Here is a 15,833-nt window from a genome sequence, read left to right as displayed (position 1 = left end):
CCCGCTCAGGGTTCCACGATCAGCACCACCTTGCCGCGGCCGTGGCCGGCCTCGACGACCGCGTGCGCCTCGGCCGCCTCCGCCAGCGGGTACGACCGTACCGGCATGGTGACCATGCCCCGCGCGGCGAGCGCGACCACCTCCGCGAGCCGGGCGGGTGAGCGGCCCAGCCGCACCACCCGGGTGCCGAACTCGGCGGCCGCCTTGTCGTCGACGATCGTGCCGATCCGGTCGCGGGGAACGCCGAGCTCCACCGACGCGGCGACGGCGCCGCGCCCGGCGGCGTCCAGCGCGACGGTCACCGGTCCACCCGCGACCGCCCGGACCGCCTCGACCACCCCGTCCCCGTACGCCACCGGGAGCGCACCCAGCCGGCGCAGGTAATCGTGGTTGGCGGGGCTCGCCGTGCCGATCACCGTGGCGCCGGCCAGCCGGGCGAGTTGCACCGCGACCGTGCCGACCGAACCCGCGGCCGCGTGCACCAGCAGCACGTCGCCGGCCGTGACCCCGAGGTCGAGCAGCGACCCCGACGCGGTCTGCGCGGCCGCCACCAGCGCGGCGGCGGTCGGGAAGTCCAGCTCCGGCGGCTTGGCCACGACGTCCGACGCCGGAACCACCACGTGGGTCGCCTGGCCGGCCATCATGGTCGAGCCGAGCACCGGATCGCCGACCGCCAGGCCCGTGACGCCCTCGCCGAGCAGTTCGACCACCCCCGAATACTCCTGGCCGACCTGGTGCGGGAAGTGCGCCGGTCCTCGCTTGATCCACCCCTGGCGTACGGCGACGTCGAAGGGCTGCACGCCTGCGGCCCGTACCCGGACGAGGACCTGACCGGGGCCGGGCTCCGGATCCGGCAGGTCGGCGATGCGCAACACCTCGGGTGGGCCGTACCGATCGAATACCGCTGCTCTCATGCGGCGACTCTGCAAGCTGAAGCCGGGTTGAGGTCAAGCACCGCGGTGGCGCCGGCCCGCCGGGCGCGCCCGGCCGACGCCAGGTCACGATCTGACCCTCCGCCGTTCCCGCCGTGCCGGGCATCGCTACCGTTGGCGGGTGTCTGAGATCCCGTGGTGGGGGCTTCCCCTCGTCGCAGCCGTGTCTGCCCTGTTCGGGGCCGGTGTGACGCTCCTCGTGTCGGCCCGCGACAGCTACGCGCGCAGCCGCGCCAAACGGACCAAACGCTGGTACGCCGAGCGCAAGGAGGCGTACGTCGCGCTGATGACCGAGTTCGAGCGGGCCACCTACCGGCTGCGCGCCGCGTACGACGGCGACCAGCCCCCGCCGGGTCCGTTCGCGTACCTCGACGCCGTCGGCCCCGCACTCATGCAGGTGCGGTTGCTGGCCTCGGGGCAGGTACGCAGCGCCGCCCTCGCGGTGCACCTGCTGATCGAGCGGCTGTACGCCTCGCGGCCCACGCCGCCGCCGGGCGTCGACCCGGGCAAGTCGGTGCGCGAGATGCTGGGCCACGTGCCGCTGGTGATGCAGGAGTTCGAGGCCGCGGTCCGCGAGGAGCTGGAGATCAAGGCGACCCCGCCCGCGCCGCTGGTCGAGGCGCCGAGGCGGGGTCTCGGGTCCTACATCCGGCGGAGCTCCGCGGCCGAGGAGTCCCGGGTCTCTGGATGATCCCGGCGCCTTGATGGACACTGAACGGCGTCGGCGGGGGCACATCCGGGGAGGCGTTCATGTCGGATATCTCGGTCACTGACGTGATCTGTCGCAGCGGCGTCGTCGCCGTGCTGCGAGCGCCCACCGCCGACGCCTTCGCGGCGATCGGCGACGTGCTCGTCGAGGCGGGCATCACGGCGCTGGAGGTGACCCTCACGTCGCGCGGCTCCCTCGAGGCCATCGCGGGCCTGCGCCGCCAGCTTCCCGACAGCGTGGCGGTGGGCGCGGGCACGGTGCTCACCCTCGACGACGCCAAGGCCGGCGTGGACGCGGGCGCGGCCTTCCTCGTCTCGCCCGTGCACGTCAGGGCGCTCGACGGCTTCGAGGTGCCGGTCTATCCGGGCGCCTTCACCCCGACCGAGATCTTCAACGCGAGCCGCGCCGGAGCGCCGCTGGTGAAGCTCTTCCCGGCGGCCACGGTCGGCCCCCGCTTCATCAGGGACCTGCACGGCCCGCTGCCCGGCGTGCGCATCATGCCGACCGGCGGCATCGAGATCGCCGACATCGCGAACTGGCTCACCGCCGGCGCCTCGGCGGTCGGCCTCGGCGGCCCGCTGATCGGCGACGCCGTCGCCGGCGGCAGCCTGAAGCGGCTCGCGGCGCGTGCGCGCCACGCGGCCGACGCGGTCGCGTTCGCCCGCTCATGAGCGGCGGCCTGGTCACCCTCGGCGAGACGATGGGCCTGGTCGCGGCGGACGGCATCGGCCCGCTCGAGTACGCACGCGGCTTCGCCTTCGGCATCGGCGGTGCGGAGAGCAACGTGGCGATCGGCGTCGCCCGCCTCGGCGGCAGCGCCGCCTGGATCGGCCGGGTCGGCCGCGACGCGACGGGCGACCTGATCGAGCGCCGGCTGCGGGGCGAGGGCGTGCGCGGGGCCGTCATCCGCGACTCCTCGTTCACCGGCCTGATGGTGAAGCACCGCCGGACGGGCGGCCTGCTGCACGTCGACTACCACCGGGCCGGCAGCGCCGGCTCGCGCCTGGTCCCGGCGGACGTGCCGCCCGGCGTCGTGCGGGCGGCCGCCATCCTGCACGTCACGGGCATCACCCCGGCGCTGAGCGACACGGCCCGCGCGACGGTGTTCCACGCGGTGGAGACCGCCCGGGCGGCCGGCGTGACGGTGTCCGTCGACGTCAACTACCGGAGCAAGCTGTGGTCCAGCTACGACGCGGCGCCGGTGCTGCGCGACCTCGTCGCGCGGGCGAACGTGGTCTTCGCCGGGCCCGACGAGGCGGAGCTGGTGCTCGGCCCGGGCGGGCCGCCGGCCGAGCGCCTGGCCGAGCTGGGGCCGGCCGAGGTCGTGATCAAGGACGGGGCGCGGGGGTGCACGGCGCTGATCGCGGGGGAGCGCCACGCGGTGAAGGCCCTGGACGTGACGGTGGTCGACCCGGTCGGGGCGGGTGACGCCTTCGTCGCGGGCTATCTCGCGGAGCGGCTCGCCGGTGCGGCGCCGGCCGAGCGCCTCGGCACGGCGATCGCCGCCGGTGCGTTCGCGGTGACTGTCCCGGGCGACTGCGAGGGGCTGCCCACGCGCGCGGACCTGGCGTCGCTGCTCTCGGCGACGGACAACGTGGCCCGTTAGGGGTCAGATCGCGGGGTGACCGAAGAGGCCGGGCAGGCCGCCGGTGTGCAGGAACACGACCTTGCCGTCCGGCGGGTTCGCGCGCAGCCCGGCCAGGGCCCGGCCCGTGTAGGTCGGATCGAGGAACAGGCCCTCGGTGCGCGCGGCGAGTTCGAGCGCGGCCCGCACCGGGTCGGTCAGCGTCGCGTAGCCGGCGCCGACGTGCGTGCCGTCGATCTGCAGCTCCTCGGCCGGTACCGGCACGCCCATGCCGTCGAGCAGCCCCGCGACCGTCGCCCGCGCGTCGGGCAGCGCGCCGGTGTCCACACCGAACACCCGGCCCGGCCCGAGCACCGCGACCAGCCCGGCCATCGTGCCGCCCGAGCCGACCGCGACCACCACCGTGCTGAGGTCGGGCAGCTGCACCGCCAGCTCGCGGGCGCAGTCGACGTAGCCGAGCGCCGAGAACGCCGACGTGCCGCCGAACGGGATCACGAAGCCCTCCTGCGCGGCGACCGCCTCCGCGATCGGCACGTCACCCGCCCACACGATCCTGGCTCCGGCCAGGTGGTCCAGGATCAGGTTGCCGCGGGCCGCCGCGGGCGGGTGCCCGCCCAGCACGAGCACGCAGCGCAGGCCGAGCCGGGCCGCCGCGGCGGCCGTGAGCCGGGCGTGGTTCGACTGCGCCGCGCCCGTGGTGACCAGCGTGGTCGCGCCCGCCTTGAGCGCCTGCGCGCACGTGTACTGCAGCTTGCGCACCTTGTTGCCGCCGCCGCCGAGGCCGGTCAGGTCGTCCCTCTTGATCCAGAGTTCGTCCAGCGCCAGGGCCGTCGCGAGCCGCGGCGCCGGTTCGAGCGGCGTCGGCCAGGTGCCCAGTGAGATCGGCGTCACATCCACGACGCCGAGTTTAAGACCGTCCCGGCGGCACGGACCTAAGATCCGTACGTGAAATTACGAGGTGTGCTGCTGGACCTCGACGGCACGCTTGTCGACCACGAGAGCGCTGCCGCCGCCGCCCTGCGAACCTGGCTGCCGTCCATCGGCCTGGCGCCGACGGACGACGCCGTCGCGCGATGGACCACAGTGCAGGAACCCCATCTTGCCGCGTGGCGCGCCGGCCGGATCAGCTTCGCCGAGCAGCGTCGCCGCCGGCTCCGCGACTTCCTGGGTACGGGCGGCGCCGACGCCGAACTGGACGAGGTCTTCGCCGGGTACCTGAAACACTACGAGCGCGAATGGCGGGCCTACGACGACGTGCCCGGCGCCCTGGCGACGATCGCGGCCGCCGGGCTCGGCGCCGCCGTGCTGACCAACGGCACCCGGGTACAGCAGCGCCGCAAGATCGAGGCGACCGGGCTGGGCGGCCGGGTCGGTCCGATCTTCACGGTGGACGACCTCGGCGTGGCCAAGCCGGATCCGGACGCGTTCCGCCGGGCCTGCGCGCGCTGGGGTCTCGCGCCGGGCGAGGTGCTCAGCGTCGGCGACAATCACGCCCTCGACGTGCTCGGCGCCCGCGCGGCCGGCCTGCGCGCGGTTCACCTGGACCGCCTCGGCCGTGGCCCGGCCGGCGAGGCGCACCGCATGGCGTCCCTCGACGAGCTGGGCGGGCTGCTCGGTTGAGGCGGCTGCCGGGGTCTCCGCCGCGGGGTGGGCTCAGCGCAGGTGGAAGACCGGGCCGCGCGGGGTGAACGGCAGGCGGGCGGCGTGCGGCATCAGGAAGGCGTGTGCCCGGCGGATCCGCAGCACGTCGCACTCCCCGTCGGTGATCACCAGGATCGGGCCGGCCGGCGGGAAGTCCGCCGCCCGTTCCAGCAGGTTGATTCCCGGCTGGAGCACGGTGCCGCCGCGTCCGTGTACCCGTACCCGTCCGGCGATGTCGTCGACCCGCAGATAGCCGGCGTCGTAGGCCACCGCGTCGCAGAACACCACCCGGGCCGCGGGCACGTCCCGGGCGGTCGCGTAGGACGCGATAGCGCCCAGCGCCTTGCCCATCGACTCGTGACTCATCGAGCCGGAGGTGTCCAGCACGACCCCGAACGTGCTGCGCCGTACCGCTTCCTCGGGCAGGTGCCAGCCGGGGCGCGGGATGTCCGGCGCGGCGGCCTGGCGGCGCGACGGCCGCGCGTAGGTGCGCCGCCGTTCGGGAACCGGCACGTGCTCGTCGAACCAGCGCGCCAGCCGCACGTCCCAGGGCGGCGGCGGCTGCTCCAGCACCCTGATCTCCTCGACCAGCCCGCTGGGCAGCAGGCCGCGCCCGTCGCGCTGGTGGTACGCGTACCCGGTCAGCAGCGCGCGCCGGTAGTAGTCGTCCAGGTCGACGCCGCCGGAACGCGGCCCGTGCCAGGGCAGCGGCTCGCCGAGCATGTCGCCGAGACCCCTGCCGCGTAGCGTGGCGAGCCTGCGCAGCCGGCGCAGGTCCTTGGCGATCCGGTCGTAGACGTCCTCGGCCGACGCGCCCGCCAGTTGCGGGTCGTAGAGCAACCCGTCGGGAATCTCGCCGACGCCCATCTCGACGAGCCAGCCGTTGATCACGTAGTCGCAGGCGACGTTCCACAGGTACGGCTCGCGCGGCCCGACCCGGTCGGCGTGCCGCAGGGCGGCGTGCAGCATCTCGTGGGCGAGCACGAACCGCCACTGCGCCTCGTTCAGGTCCCGCAACGGGTTGACGTAGATCTCGCCGGCCTCGGCCGAGACCGCCGCGACCGAGATGTCCCAGCCCCGGGCCAGGTCGGCGTCGGCGACCAGCGTGAAACGCGCGGCCAGCGCGCCGAGCAGCGGGTACGAGCCGACGAACCAGCTCAGCGCCCGGTCCCAGACGGAACGGGGCGCGGCCGGGTCGGTGAGCGACGAGCGCGCCCCGCCGGCCACGTCCACGGCGGCGGCCGCGGCGGCGGAGAGCCCGAGGGCGAACCGGTCGGGCCACTGCGGTTCGTGACCCTTCTCGTACGCGGTCGCCTGGGTGAGCAGGTCGGGCCGGCCGGCACCGCAGCCGGTGAACTCGGCGGGTACCCCGTCGCGGCGCCACCGTCGCAACAGGACATCCTCGTCGCCGTCGGGCAGCGTCGCCGGGAACACCGCCGGCTCCGTGCCGATCTTCACCGCGCGCTGGAACCGGGTGACCACGAGGCACGCCACGTCCTGGAACACCGGGTCGTTGCCGTGCCGCGGGTCCAGGTGACCGAAGCCGAGGTGCAGCAGGCAGTGCGCGAGCACCCAGGTCCACTCGTCGACATCGAGCCGGTGCGCCCGGCTGGCGACGATCGTGCCATCGGTCGCTACCCGGGCATAGCCGATCCCGGAGCCGTCGGTCAGCGTCGCGCCGGCGCTCGGGCGCGGCCACGACCGCTCGGTGAGCAGCTGGAACATCGGGTGGAACCGGAGCCCGCGCCAGGCGGAGTCGAAGGCGAGCGTGTTCGGGTCCAGCTCCGGCGCCTTCGCCCGGCGGACCATCTCAGGCCCGCCCCGCGACCAGGCGGGGCAGGTCGCGGCTGACCTCGACCAGGAACCACGCCGGCAGTACGGGCGCGCCGTCCGGGTCGGCGGCGATGACCAGCTGGCCGCACTCCAGCGAGATCTCCGAGAGCTCGACGAGCAGGCTCTTGGCCCGGTGCGCGAAACGGCGCACCGCCGGCGGCGCCTTCTCCTTCTCGGCCGGCAGCTCCTTGACCAGCCGGACCCGGAACGTCTCGGCGAGGAAGTACAGCAGGTCGCGGTCGTCGGGCGCCTTGGGCCAGCCGGCGTCGCCGCGCAGGATCGCCTCCAGGCCGTACCGGTGCCGGACGATCTTCAGGTAGCCGCAGAACGCCGCGGCGTGTGCCGGGCTCAGCGTGCCCGCCGCGAGCAGCCGCAGCGTCTCCTCGGCCGGATCGGCGCCGAACGAGTGCAGGGCGTCGGAGAGCATGTGCCAGCTGCGCGGCGTGGAGAAGGCCTCCTCGGTCTTCGGCGGCGCGGCCCACAGGTGGTCGGGGCGCTCGCTCAGGTAGCTCAGGATCCACGGGTGGATGCCGGCGCCGAGCGCCCAGTTCAGCCAGTCGGTGTGCGACGCACGCAGGTGTACGTGGATCAGCCGGTTGACCAGCGCGGACGCCATCGGCCGGGCGAGCGCGTTGTCGCTGGACCGGTTGCCCGCGCCGATCACGATCGAGCCGGCCGGGAGCTCGTAGGCGCCGATCCGGCGGTCCAGGATCAGCGAGTAGAACGCCTTCTGCACCTCGGGGCTCGACGAGTTGAGCTCGTCCAGGAACAGGCAGTACGGCTCATCCCGGGCGATCGACTCCGGCGGCGCGAAGCGGCTGCGGCCGTCGCGCAGTTCGGGCACGCCGATCAGGTCCTCGGCGGCGAGCTGGGTGCCGACCAGCGTGACGCAGTCCAGCCCCAGCGACGCGGCGAAGTCGCGCACCAGCGAGCTCTTGCCGATCCCCGGCGCTCCCCACACGAAGACCGGCCGCACGACCGCTACGTGCAGTAGCAGGCCGGGCAGCTGGGCGGGGGTCACGGTGACGGCGGAGTGCACGCCGGAGAGTGTGCCCCGCTCAGCTGCCCGGCCGCATCCGAATAATGATCAATGTCGTCAGGTGTGTATCGGCCCGGAGGTGCCGGAAAGCCGGCCGCCGCTGCCGTTCCAGCGCGCCGCGACGATCTCCGCGGCGACGCTGACCGCCGTCTCCTCGGGCGTGCGCCCGCCCAGATCGAGGCCGATCGGCGAGGACAGCCGGGCGATCTGGCCTGCGGTCAGGCCGGTCTCCCTCAGCCGCTTGAGCCGGTCGTCGTGGGTACGCCGGGAACCCATCGCACCCACGTACGCGAGCGGCAGCGGCAGGGCGACCTCCAGCACCGGCACGTCGAACTTCGGATCGTGGGTCAGCACGCACACCACCGTCCGGTCGTCGAGGCGCCCGGCACCGGACTCGGCGGCGAGATAGCGGTGCGGCCAGTCCACGACGACCTCGTCCGCCTCCGGGAAGCGCCGGGCGGTGGCGAAGACCGGCCGGGCGTCGCAGACCGTCACCCGGTAACCGAGGAACGAGCCGATCCGGGCTACCGCGGCGGCGTGGTCGGTGGCGCCGAAGACGAGCATTCGAGCCGCCGGGGCGAACGCCGTGACCAGCACGCTCAGCCCGGCGCCGCGCCGCTGGCCGTCCGGCCCGTAGTGCAGCAACCCGGTGCGGCCGGCGGCGAGCAGGCCCCGGCCGTCGTCGGTCGCCGCGTCGTCGATCCGGTCGCCGCCGAGCGAACCGTGCCGGCCGTCCGGCGTGACGACCAGGTGCTGGCCGACCCTCCCCGGCGGACCATCCACACAGGTCAGCAGGGCCACCGGCCGGCCGGCGGCGACCTCGTCGGCGAGCAGCGGCAACTCGGGGAAGCCCGCCCGCTCGACGAACAACTCGATCGTCCCGCCGCAGGGCAGGCCGACCTCGAACGCGTCGTCGTCGGTGACGCCGAACCGCGTCGTCCGCGGGACTCCGGCGGCGGCGACCTCGCGGCACAACTCGTAGACCGCGCCCTCGACGCAGCCGCCGGAGACGCTGCCGGTCGCCGTGCCGTCGACGCCGACGAACATGGCCGCGCCCGGCTGCCGGGGCGCGCTGGACCAGGTCGCCGTCACCGTGGCGAGGCCGGCCTCCTCGCCCGCGCGCCAGGCGCGCAGCAGCTCGTCGAGGACGTCACGCATGGTTCGCCGCCCCCTGCGGCACGTCGAGATCGGCGTCGTCGGCGAGGTGGCCGACGGGCACCACCCGCACCCGATCGCGGTGAGCGCGCAGGTAGTCGCGGGCGCCGTGGTCGCCGGTCGCGCTCGCGGCGACGCCGGCCCAGTGGTCGCGGCCGAGCACCACCGGATGCGAGCGGCGCCCGTGGTACCCGCCCATGACCAGCGAATCCGGGCCGGCGCCGGCCGTCGTCGCGCGTACCGCCGCGGGGGTGACGCCGGGCATGTCGACCAGCAGGATCACGGCCGCGCCGGCCGTCGTCGCGGCCAGCGCCGCCAGGCCCGCGCGCAGCGACGAGGCCATCCCGGTCGCCCAGTCCGGATTCTCGACATAGGTCAATTCGGGCGCGGCCGCGCGGATCCGCGCGGCCTCCGCGCCGACGACCACCAGGCCGCGGGCGACTCCGGCATCGCTCAGCACGCCCGCCGCGCGGCGCACGAGCAGGCCGCCCCGGTACGCCACCAGCGCTTTCGGCATCCCGTACCGCCGACCGGCGCCGGCGGCCAGCACCAGCCCGGCGATCTCCATACCCGGAGCGTATCGCCGGAAGGAGCCGCGGTTCAGCGCCCGAACGTCCTATCCGGATCGCCACGCGCCGCCCTCCTACCCGGGTAGGAGACGGGCTCCGACCGGCGGCCGCCGGACGGGCCCGCGGTCGGGCGAAACGCCCTCCCGGCGCCGAGAGCATCGAGGGCATGACAAACGTCCTGCGCTGGCACCGCCCGCTGATGGTCTTCACCGCCGCGATGGCCGTCCTCGCGGTGATCGCCGGTATCGGCGTCTTCACCGACCCCCGGGTGCTCACCGGCGCCCCGATCTGGCTCAAGCCCTTCAAGTTCGCGGTGTCGTTCGTCGTCTACGCCGCCACCCTCGCGTGGATGCTCTCCCTGCTGCCGCGCCGGAGCCGGATCGCCGAACTCGCGGCCACCGTGATCCTGGCGACGTCGGTCGCCGAGATCGTCGTGATCGTCACCCAGGTGGTGCGCGGCACGACCAGCCACTACAACGAGTCCACCGCGCTGAACTCGGCCCTGTTCCAGGTCATGGGCACCTCGATCCTGATCCTGTTCATCGCGCACCTCGTGCTCGGCGTCGTGATCGCCCGCGGCCGGCTCGCCGACCGGGTGTCGGCGCACGCCGTCCGCTGGGGTCTCGGCCTGTCACTGGTCGGCATGCTGGCGGCGATTCCGATGGTCATGCCGGGCCAGGCGCCGCCCGGCGTCGACGGGGTCTCGGGCGCGCACAGCGTCGGCGTGGCCGACGGCGGCCCGGGACTGCCGCTGGTCGGCTGGAGCACGACCGGCGGCGACCTGCGGATCGGCCACTTCGTCGGGCTGCACGCGCTGCAGGCGCTGCCGCTGCTCGCCCTGCTGCTCGGCACCCGGCTCGACCAGGCGACCCGGATCCGGCTGCTGGCCGTCGGCGGGTTCGCGTACGCGATCCTGACCGTGCTCCTGACCTGGCAGGCGCTGCGCGGTCAGCCGCTGCTGCAACCGGACGCGCTCACCCTCACGGCCTGGGCGCTGCTGGCCGCGGCCGCCGCCGGGGCGACGGGCGCCGTTCTTGCCCTCCGCCGCCGGCCGGACCTGGAGCTCGCGGCGTGAGCGGGGCGCTGTTCGGCCTGACGTTCACGGTCGCGGCGCCGTTCTGGGTGCTGATGATCCTGCTGCCGGGCTGGTCGTGGACCCGGCGGATCGTCGCCTCGCCGCTGATCGTGCTCCCCGCCGTGATGATCTACGCCCTGCTGGTGGTCCCGGCACTCGGCGAGGTGCTCCCGGCGGTCGCCTCGCCGACCCTCGGCGGCATCCGCGACCTGCTCGGCACCGCCGACGGCGCGGCGGCCGCCTGGGCACACATGATCGCGTTCGACCTCTTCGTCGGCCGTTGGTCCTGGCTGGACGGCCGGGAACGAGGCGTCCCGGCGCTGGTCATGTCGCCGGTGCTGCTCCTGACGATTCTGCTCGGCCCCCTGGGTCTGCTGGCCTATCTGCTGGTCCGCACCCGCTACCCGGTCACCGGGAGCGCCTAGGGTGGGCGGCGTGGGATGGGTGGGCCGGCTCTTCGACGCGCGCGACACGTTCGTGCGGATGCTGCTGCTCGATCTCAGCGGCATCAGCTACCTGCTCTTCGGGACCCACGCGGGCCGCGAGCCGACCACGACCCAGTGGGTACTGGCCGTCATCGCGTTCGTGCTCGCACTGGTCCTGCACCGGCGGCGCGTTCTCAGCCTGGTCGCGCAGGCCGCGCTGCTGGTGGTCGCCTTCCGGCTCGTCGACGACACGATGATCAACCAGGTGGGCACCAGCTGGGCCCTGCTCGAACTCGCGATGTGGGCACCCCGCCCGCGGATCCTGTGGTCGGGCGCCGGCCTCGTCGCGGCGGTCTACCTGGCCTTCACCCTCGGCAGGGAGCCCTCCCCGATCTCCGCACCGATCTTCGGCCTCTTCATCGTGGTCGGGGTGCCGGTGCTGCTGGGGCTGGTCATCCGGACGACCCGTGAGCTCGCCGTACAGGCACAGGAACGGGCGCTCGAGGAGCAGCGCCGGCGCGAGTCGGAGTCCCGGGCGGCCCGCGCGGACGAGCGCACCGCCATCGCCCGGGAGCTGCACGACGTGGTCGCGCACCACGTCGCCTCGATGGTGCTGCGGGTCGGCGTCGCCCGGCACGTCCTGCCGGACGTCGACCCGCGGGTCGCCGAGGTCTTCGACGACGTGCACGGCACGGGCACCGCGGCCCTGGCGGACCTGCGCCGGCTGGTCGCGGTGCTGCGCGACCCCTCGGTACGCACGGACGCGGCCCTCACGGCGATCGAGCCCGGCGCGCTCCCGGAGGCGCTGGCGGCGGCGGTGGAGACGGCCCGGCGGGCGGGGCTGACGGTGGACGTCTCGGTCGCCGCGGAGGTCGGCACCGTGGACTCCGTACGCGGGCTGGCGGTGCTCCGGCTGACCCAGGAGGCGCTGACGAACGTGGCGAAGCACGCGGGTACGGCGGCCCGCGCCCGGCTGCGCGCCACGGTCGTCGACGGTGACGTGATCTGGTCGGTGTCGGACGACGGCGGCGGGGTGTCGCCGGGCCTGCCGTCCGGCGGCGGCCACGGCCTCACGGGCATGCGCGAGCGGGTCGAGGTCCTCGGCGGCCGGCTCACCGCCGGGCCCGCGGCCGGGGGCTGGCGGGTCGAGACCGTCCTTCCGGCGGTACATCCGCAGCCGGATCCGCACCCCGCCGCCGGTTCACCGTCCCCGCCGCTGCCCTCAGCGGGTGCGGCGTGATCCGGATCCTGCTGGTCGACGACCAGCCGTTGATCCGCGCCGGGCTGCGGATGCTCTGCGACGCCGAGGCCGACCTGACCGTCGTCGGCGAGGCCGGCAACGGCCGCGACGCCGTCGCGCTGGCCGCGCGCCTCGCCCCCGACGTCATCGTCATGGATCTGCGGATGCCAGGCGTCGACGGGATCACGGCGACCGGCCGGATCCTCGCCGAACGGCCCGGCTCCCGCGTCCTCGTGCTGACCACGTTCGGCGACGACGACCACCTCTACCCGGCGCTGACCGCGGGCGCGTGCGGCTTCCTGCTCAAGGACGCGCCGCCACCCGAACTGCTCGACGGGATCCGCCGGGCCGCGTCCGGCGACAGCCCGTTCAGCCAGGAGGTGTTGCAGCGGCTGGTGCGGCGGGCGGTGGCGGCGCGGGTCGAGCCGCCGAGGCCGGTGTCCGGGCTCACCGCCCGGGAGCGCGACGTCCTGGAGCTGGTGGCCGAGGGGATGTCGAACACGGAGATCGCCGACAGCCTCCACATCGGAGTGACCACGGTCAAGACCCACATCACCAGCCTGATGACGAAGACCGGCAGCCCGAACCGGGTCCGGCTGGCGCTTTTCGCCCGCCGCGCCTGACGGTGTTCAGAGCCGCTGGGTCGCCAGCCAGTCCTCGACGCCGGTGACCACCTTCTCCGGCGTGCGGCGGGCCCAGAGGAAGTGATCCGGCACGGCCTCGATCGTCGCCCGGCCAACGTGCGCCGGCAGCCGCCCCGCGAGGTGGTCGACGGCCGCACCGGGAATCATCCGGTCGCCGGCGATCGCGACGAGCAGGGCCGGGACGGCGAGGCTGCTCAGCGCGGCCTCGTAGTCCGTGCGGTCGCCGCGGAGCCGGTACCGCCCGGTCCGGGCCTCGTAGCCCCAGTCGTTCATCAGCGTGCGCGGCTGGCGGCCGCCGAAGCCCAGGCGGTGCCCCGGCCAGTAGCCCAGCGAGCAGGTGACGGCGCCGACGAAGCGGACCCCGGCGGCGCGGCGGGCCCGGCCCAGCCTGCTGCGGTGGGCGGCGCCGGAGCTCGTACCGGTGGCGAGGGCGACGACGGCGTCCGCGCGTACCGTGCCGGCGGCGCCCGACAGGAGCGCGAGCTGACCGCCCAGGCTGTGGCCCACCAGCACGACCCGGTCCGCGGCGGCGACCGCGGGATCCGTGAAGATCGCGGGCAGGTCCTCGCGGAGCAGGTGCGCGTAGCCGAACGAGTCGCGCCGCAGGTCGGAGACGGGGCTGCCCGGCATGCCGCGCAGCTCGACCCCGACGACGTGCCGTCCCCGGGCGACCCAGGCCTCGAACAGCGGCCGGTAGTAGGCCACGGGTACCCCCAGCGCCGGCAGGAACACCAGCGAGGCGGACCCCCCGGGAACGCCGTACTCCTCGACCGTCAGGGTCAGGCCGTCGGTTGAGGGGACCGGGTGCACGCGAGGTTCCATCGGCCCATTCTGCCAACCCGGGCACACGAGAAAAGACCGGGAACCCGTGGCGGCGGATTCCCGGCCTTGCTGGCTATACGTTATCGCGTCCCGCGGTTCCCTGTCGGCCGTTCCGGCGGGTTTGCGATAGCCGAGCGGCGCGAACCGCCGTATGTCATCGTCGGGGCTCTCGCGCGCCGCGCGAGAGCCGGGGGAGGAGAGCGCGATGTTGTGGTTCGTCACCGGCGCCGGGCGCGGGCTCGGGCGGGCGTTCACCACCGCCGCGCTGCGCCGCGGCGACCGGGTCGTGGCCACGGTACGGCGCGACGGCGCGCTCGCCGACCTCGCCGCCGAGCACCCGGACCGGCTCCACGTCCGGCGGCTCGACGTCGCCGACCGCGCGGCGGTCGCCGCCGTGGTCGACGAGACGGCCGCGACGGTCGGCGTGCCCGACCTGGTCGTCAACAACGCCGGGTACGGCCTGATCGGGGCGCTCGAGGAGCTCTCCGAGGCGGAGCTCAGGGCGCAGTTCGACGTGAACCTGTTCGGTGCGCTGTGGGTGACCCAGGCCGTGCTGCCGCACCTGCGCCGCCGCGGATCCGGCCGGATCGTCCAGGTCTCCACGGTGGGCGCGGTCGGTCACCTGCCGCTCTTCGGCGCCTACAACGCGACGAAGTGGGCGCTGGAGGCGATGAGCGCGGCGCTCGCCGACGAGGTCGCGCCGCTGGGGATACGCGTGCACCTGCTGCAACTGGGTGGCTTCGCCACGGACTGGGCTGGATCGAGCATGCGTTTCGCCGCGCCGGATCCGGCGTACACCGCCACCCGCGAGGCGATCCTCGGCATGCCGGACTACCCGGCCGCCGGCGTGGAGCCCGGCGGCGGGGAGGCCGCAGACCAGGGCTGGGCCGACGCGCCGCCGGAGGCCGCGGCCGAGGCGCTGCTGGCGTTCCTCGACGAGCCGGACCCGCCGCTGCGAAAGATCATCGGAAGCGGCGCACACGACATGGTGCGGATGGCCCTGGAGGCACGCCGTGACGACTACCTCCGCGACCCGGACTTCGTCTGGCCCGGAACCCCGGCCGGTAGGTAGCCGGATCAGGCCGGCCGGGAGCGTTCGGTGGCCAGCCGGACCGCGAGCGCGCCCAGCACCGTACCCATGACGAGGCGCTGCATCCGCAGCCAGCCCGGCCGCCGCGCCAGGAAGACCGCGATCGTCCCCGCCGCCGAAACGATCAGCAGGTTGACCGCCAGGCTCACCAGGATCTGCACCCCGCCGAGGATGAAACCCTGTGCCAGCACGTGCCCCTCGTCCGGCCGCACGAACTGCGGGATCAGCGACAGGTACATGATCGCGGCCTTGGGGTTGAGCAGGTTGGTGAGCAGCCCCATCGCGAACAGCCGGCGCGACGAGTCCACCGGCAGCTCGCCCGGCGCGAAGACCGAGGCGCCGCCCGGCCGCAGCGTCTTGAACGCCAGCCAGCCCAGGTAGGCCGCGCCCGCGAGCTTCAGCGCCTGATACGCCTCCGGGACGTGCACGAAGATCACCGAGAGGCCCAGGTTCGCCGCCGTCAGGTAGACCAGGAATCCGATCGCGACACCGCCGAGCGAGACGACGCCCGCCCGTCTTCCCTGGGTGATGCTGCGTGAGACGAGGTACATCATGTTCGGGCCCGGCGTCAGCACCATGCCGAGCGCGACGGCGGTGACGCCGAGCAGTGAGGCGAGAGTGATCACCCGCCCACCCTCGACGCCGGCCCGGCGCCGGGCCAGAGCCAATACCGGGACCGTGGTCTGCCGGCGGGCCGGACGCCCGGGCGGCGGCCGGTTCCCGCCGACCGCGCCGCCCCGGGCGGGCGGCTCAATGCCCGGAGCGCGCCGCCATCGCGTCGACCGCGTTCTTCGCGTCGAGCAGGCTCGATCCGGTCTCGCTCCGGTAGGCGCGGACCGCCTCGATCCGCCTGCCCTCCCGGATCAACCGGAGGACCTCCGGCATCTCCCGCTCCCGGATGGTGATGCCGAGGTGCGCGACCACCGCGTCCAACTTGTTCTCGATCGCGTTCAGCCGGGCGGCCGCCCGCAACTGCTCCCGGCGCGAGTTCGCCGACGACGCCAGTCCGAGCAGGATCAGACCCACCAGCAGCAGAACCAGGGCGGCCGTCACGAAGATCTCCATATCGACCAT

18 protein-coding genes are annotated in these 15,833 nt (G+C 74.5%); 9 read left to right on the top strand and 9 right to left on the bottom strand.

Annotated features, from left to right (window positions below; all coding sequences use genetic code 11):
• Positions 1 to 5: 5 nt before the first annotated feature.
• Positions 6 to 914: an NADP-dependent oxidoreductase gene (locus AB0B58_RS16140; RefSeq protein WP_360223904.1), complete on the bottom strand. Its 909-nt coding sequence runs from the start codon at positions 912 to 914 to the stop codon at positions 6 to 8.
• Positions 915 to 1,053: 139 nt separating this feature from the next.
• On the opposite strand from AB0B58_RS16140, the gene AB0B58_RS16135 reads away from it, so the two are divergent.
• Genes AB0B58_RS16135 through AB0B58_RS16125 form a run of 3 tightly spaced genes read left to right on the top strand, consistent with a single transcriptional unit; the run spans position 1,054 to position 3,247 of the window.
• Complete coding sequence (locus tag AB0B58_RS16135) at positions 1,054 to 1,623, top strand: hypothetical protein (RefSeq protein ID WP_360223902.1); 570 nt, start codon at positions 1,054 to 1,056, stop codon at positions 1,621 to 1,623.
• A gap of 59 nt (positions 1,624 to 1,682) precedes the next feature.
• Positions 1,683 to 2,312 carry a bifunctional 4-hydroxy-2-oxoglutarate aldolase/2-dehydro-3-deoxy-phosphogluconate aldolase gene (locus AB0B58_RS16130; RefSeq protein WP_360223900.1) on the top strand — a complete coding sequence of 210 codons (630 nt, stop codon included), beginning with the start codon at positions 1,683 to 1,685 and terminating at the stop codon, positions 2,310 to 2,312.
• Complete coding sequence (locus tag AB0B58_RS16125) at positions 2,309 to 3,247, top strand: sugar kinase (protein ID WP_360223898.1); 939 nt, start codon at positions 2,309 to 2,311, stop codon at positions 3,245 to 3,247. Before AB0B58_RS16130 ends, AB0B58_RS16125 begins: the two co-directional genes overlap by 4 nt.
• A gap of 3 nt (positions 3,248 to 3,250) precedes the next feature.
• On the opposite strand, the gene AB0B58_RS16120 is transcribed toward AB0B58_RS16125, so the two are convergent.
• Positions 3,251 to 4,123: a pyridoxal-phosphate dependent enzyme gene (locus AB0B58_RS16120; RefSeq protein ID WP_360223896.1), complete on the bottom strand. Its 873-nt coding sequence runs from the start codon at positions 4,121 to 4,123 to the stop codon at positions 3,251 to 3,253.
• A 48-nt stretch (positions 4,124 to 4,171) separates the two neighbouring features.
• Between AB0B58_RS16120 and AB0B58_RS16115 the strand changes: the two genes are divergently transcribed.
• Complete coding sequence (locus AB0B58_RS16115; protein WP_360223894.1) at positions 4,172 to 4,846, top strand: HAD family hydrolase; 675 nt, start codon at positions 4,172 to 4,174, stop codon at positions 4,844 to 4,846.
• Positions 4,847 to 4,879: 33 nt separating this feature from the next.
• On the opposite strand, the gene AB0B58_RS16110 is transcribed toward AB0B58_RS16115, so the two are convergent.
• From AB0B58_RS16110 to AB0B58_RS16095, 4 genes are all read right to left on the bottom strand, one after another.
• Complete coding sequence (locus AB0B58_RS16110; protein WP_360223892.1) at positions 4,880 to 6,676, bottom strand: DUF2201 family putative metallopeptidase; 1,797 nt, start codon at positions 6,674 to 6,676, stop codon at positions 4,880 to 4,882.
• Between the two features lies 1 nt (position 6,677).
• The gene (locus AB0B58_RS16105) at positions 6,678 to 7,721 is read right to left on the bottom strand and encodes a MoxR family ATPase (RefSeq protein WP_360224229.1); all 1,044 of its coding nucleotides are present in this window, start codon (positions 7,719 to 7,721) and stop codon (positions 6,678 to 6,680) included.
• A 75-nt stretch (positions 7,722 to 7,796) separates the two neighbouring features.
• Entirely contained in the window at positions 7,797 to 8,897 is a 1,101-nt protein-coding gene (locus AB0B58_RS16100; protein ID WP_360223890.1) for an XdhC/CoxI family protein, read from the bottom strand.
• Positions 8,890 to 9,462, bottom strand: a complete 573-nt coding sequence (locus tag AB0B58_RS16095; RefSeq protein ID WP_360223888.1) for an NTP transferase domain-containing protein — start codon at positions 9,460 to 9,462, stop codon at positions 8,890 to 8,892. The genes AB0B58_RS16100 and AB0B58_RS16095 overlap by 8 nt, the downstream gene beginning before the upstream one ends.
• A gap of 167 nt (positions 9,463 to 9,629) precedes the next feature.
• On the opposite strand from AB0B58_RS16095, the gene AB0B58_RS16090 reads away from it, so the two are divergent.
• From AB0B58_RS16090 to AB0B58_RS16075, 4 genes are read left to right on the top strand one after another with little or no spacing between them, the layout of a single operon-like run.
• On the top strand, positions 9,630 to 10,538 hold the full coding sequence (locus tag AB0B58_RS16090) for a hypothetical protein (RefSeq protein ID WP_360223886.1): 909 nt from the start codon (positions 9,630 to 9,632) through the stop codon (positions 10,536 to 10,538).
• Complete coding sequence (locus tag AB0B58_RS16085; RefSeq protein WP_360223884.1) at positions 10,535 to 10,963, top strand: ABA4-like family protein; 429 nt, start codon at positions 10,535 to 10,537, stop codon at positions 10,961 to 10,963. The genes AB0B58_RS16090 and AB0B58_RS16085 overlap by 4 nt, the downstream gene beginning before the upstream one ends.
• Positions 10,964 to 10,973: 10 nt before the next feature.
• Entirely contained in the window at positions 10,974 to 12,203 is a 1,230-nt protein-coding gene (locus AB0B58_RS16080) for a histidine kinase (protein WP_360223882.1), read from the top strand.
• Positions 12,200 to 12,826 (top strand): response regulator transcription factor, encoded by a 627-nt coding sequence (locus AB0B58_RS16075; RefSeq protein WP_360223880.1) that lies wholly within the window; start codon positions 12,200 to 12,202, stop codon positions 12,824 to 12,826. Before AB0B58_RS16080 ends, AB0B58_RS16075 begins: the two co-directional genes overlap by 4 nt.
• 6 nt (positions 12,827 to 12,832) lie before the next feature.
• On the opposite strand, the gene AB0B58_RS16070 is transcribed toward AB0B58_RS16075, so the two are convergent.
• A complete protein-coding gene (locus AB0B58_RS16070; RefSeq protein ID WP_360223878.1) occupies positions 12,833 to 13,669 on the bottom strand; it encodes an alpha/beta fold hydrolase in 837 nt (278 codons plus the stop codon).
• Between the two features lie 205 nt (positions 13,670 to 13,874).
• On the opposite strand from AB0B58_RS16070, the gene AB0B58_RS16065 reads away from it, so the two are divergent.
• Positions 13,875 to 14,741 carry an SDR family NAD(P)-dependent oxidoreductase gene (locus tag AB0B58_RS16065; RefSeq protein WP_360223876.1) on the top strand — a complete coding sequence of 289 codons (867 nt, stop codon included), beginning with the start codon at positions 13,875 to 13,877 and terminating at the stop codon, positions 14,739 to 14,741.
• A gap of 5 nt (positions 14,742 to 14,746) precedes the next feature.
• On the opposite strand, the gene AB0B58_RS16060 is transcribed toward AB0B58_RS16065, so the two are convergent.
• Both AB0B58_RS16060 and AB0B58_RS16055 read right to left on the bottom strand, forming a co-directional pair.
• Positions 14,747 to 15,385, bottom strand: a complete 639-nt coding sequence (locus AB0B58_RS16060; protein WP_360224227.1) for a LysE family translocator — start codon at positions 15,383 to 15,385, stop codon at positions 14,747 to 14,749.
• Positions 15,386 to 15,509: 124 nt separating this feature from the next.
• The gene (locus AB0B58_RS16055; protein WP_360223874.1) at positions 15,510 to 15,824 is read right to left on the bottom strand and encodes a hypothetical protein; all 315 of its coding nucleotides are present in this window, start codon (positions 15,822 to 15,824) and stop codon (positions 15,510 to 15,512) included.
• Positions 15,825 to 15,833: the final 9 nt, after the last annotated feature.

This window comes from Actinoplanes sp. NPDC049118 (assembly GCF_040648555.1).
In the GTDB taxonomy this organism is placed as follows: domain Bacteria; phylum Actinomycetota; class Actinomycetes; order Mycobacteriales; family Micromonosporaceae; genus Actinoplanes.
This window is presented reverse-complemented; position numbering and strand designations above follow the sequence as displayed.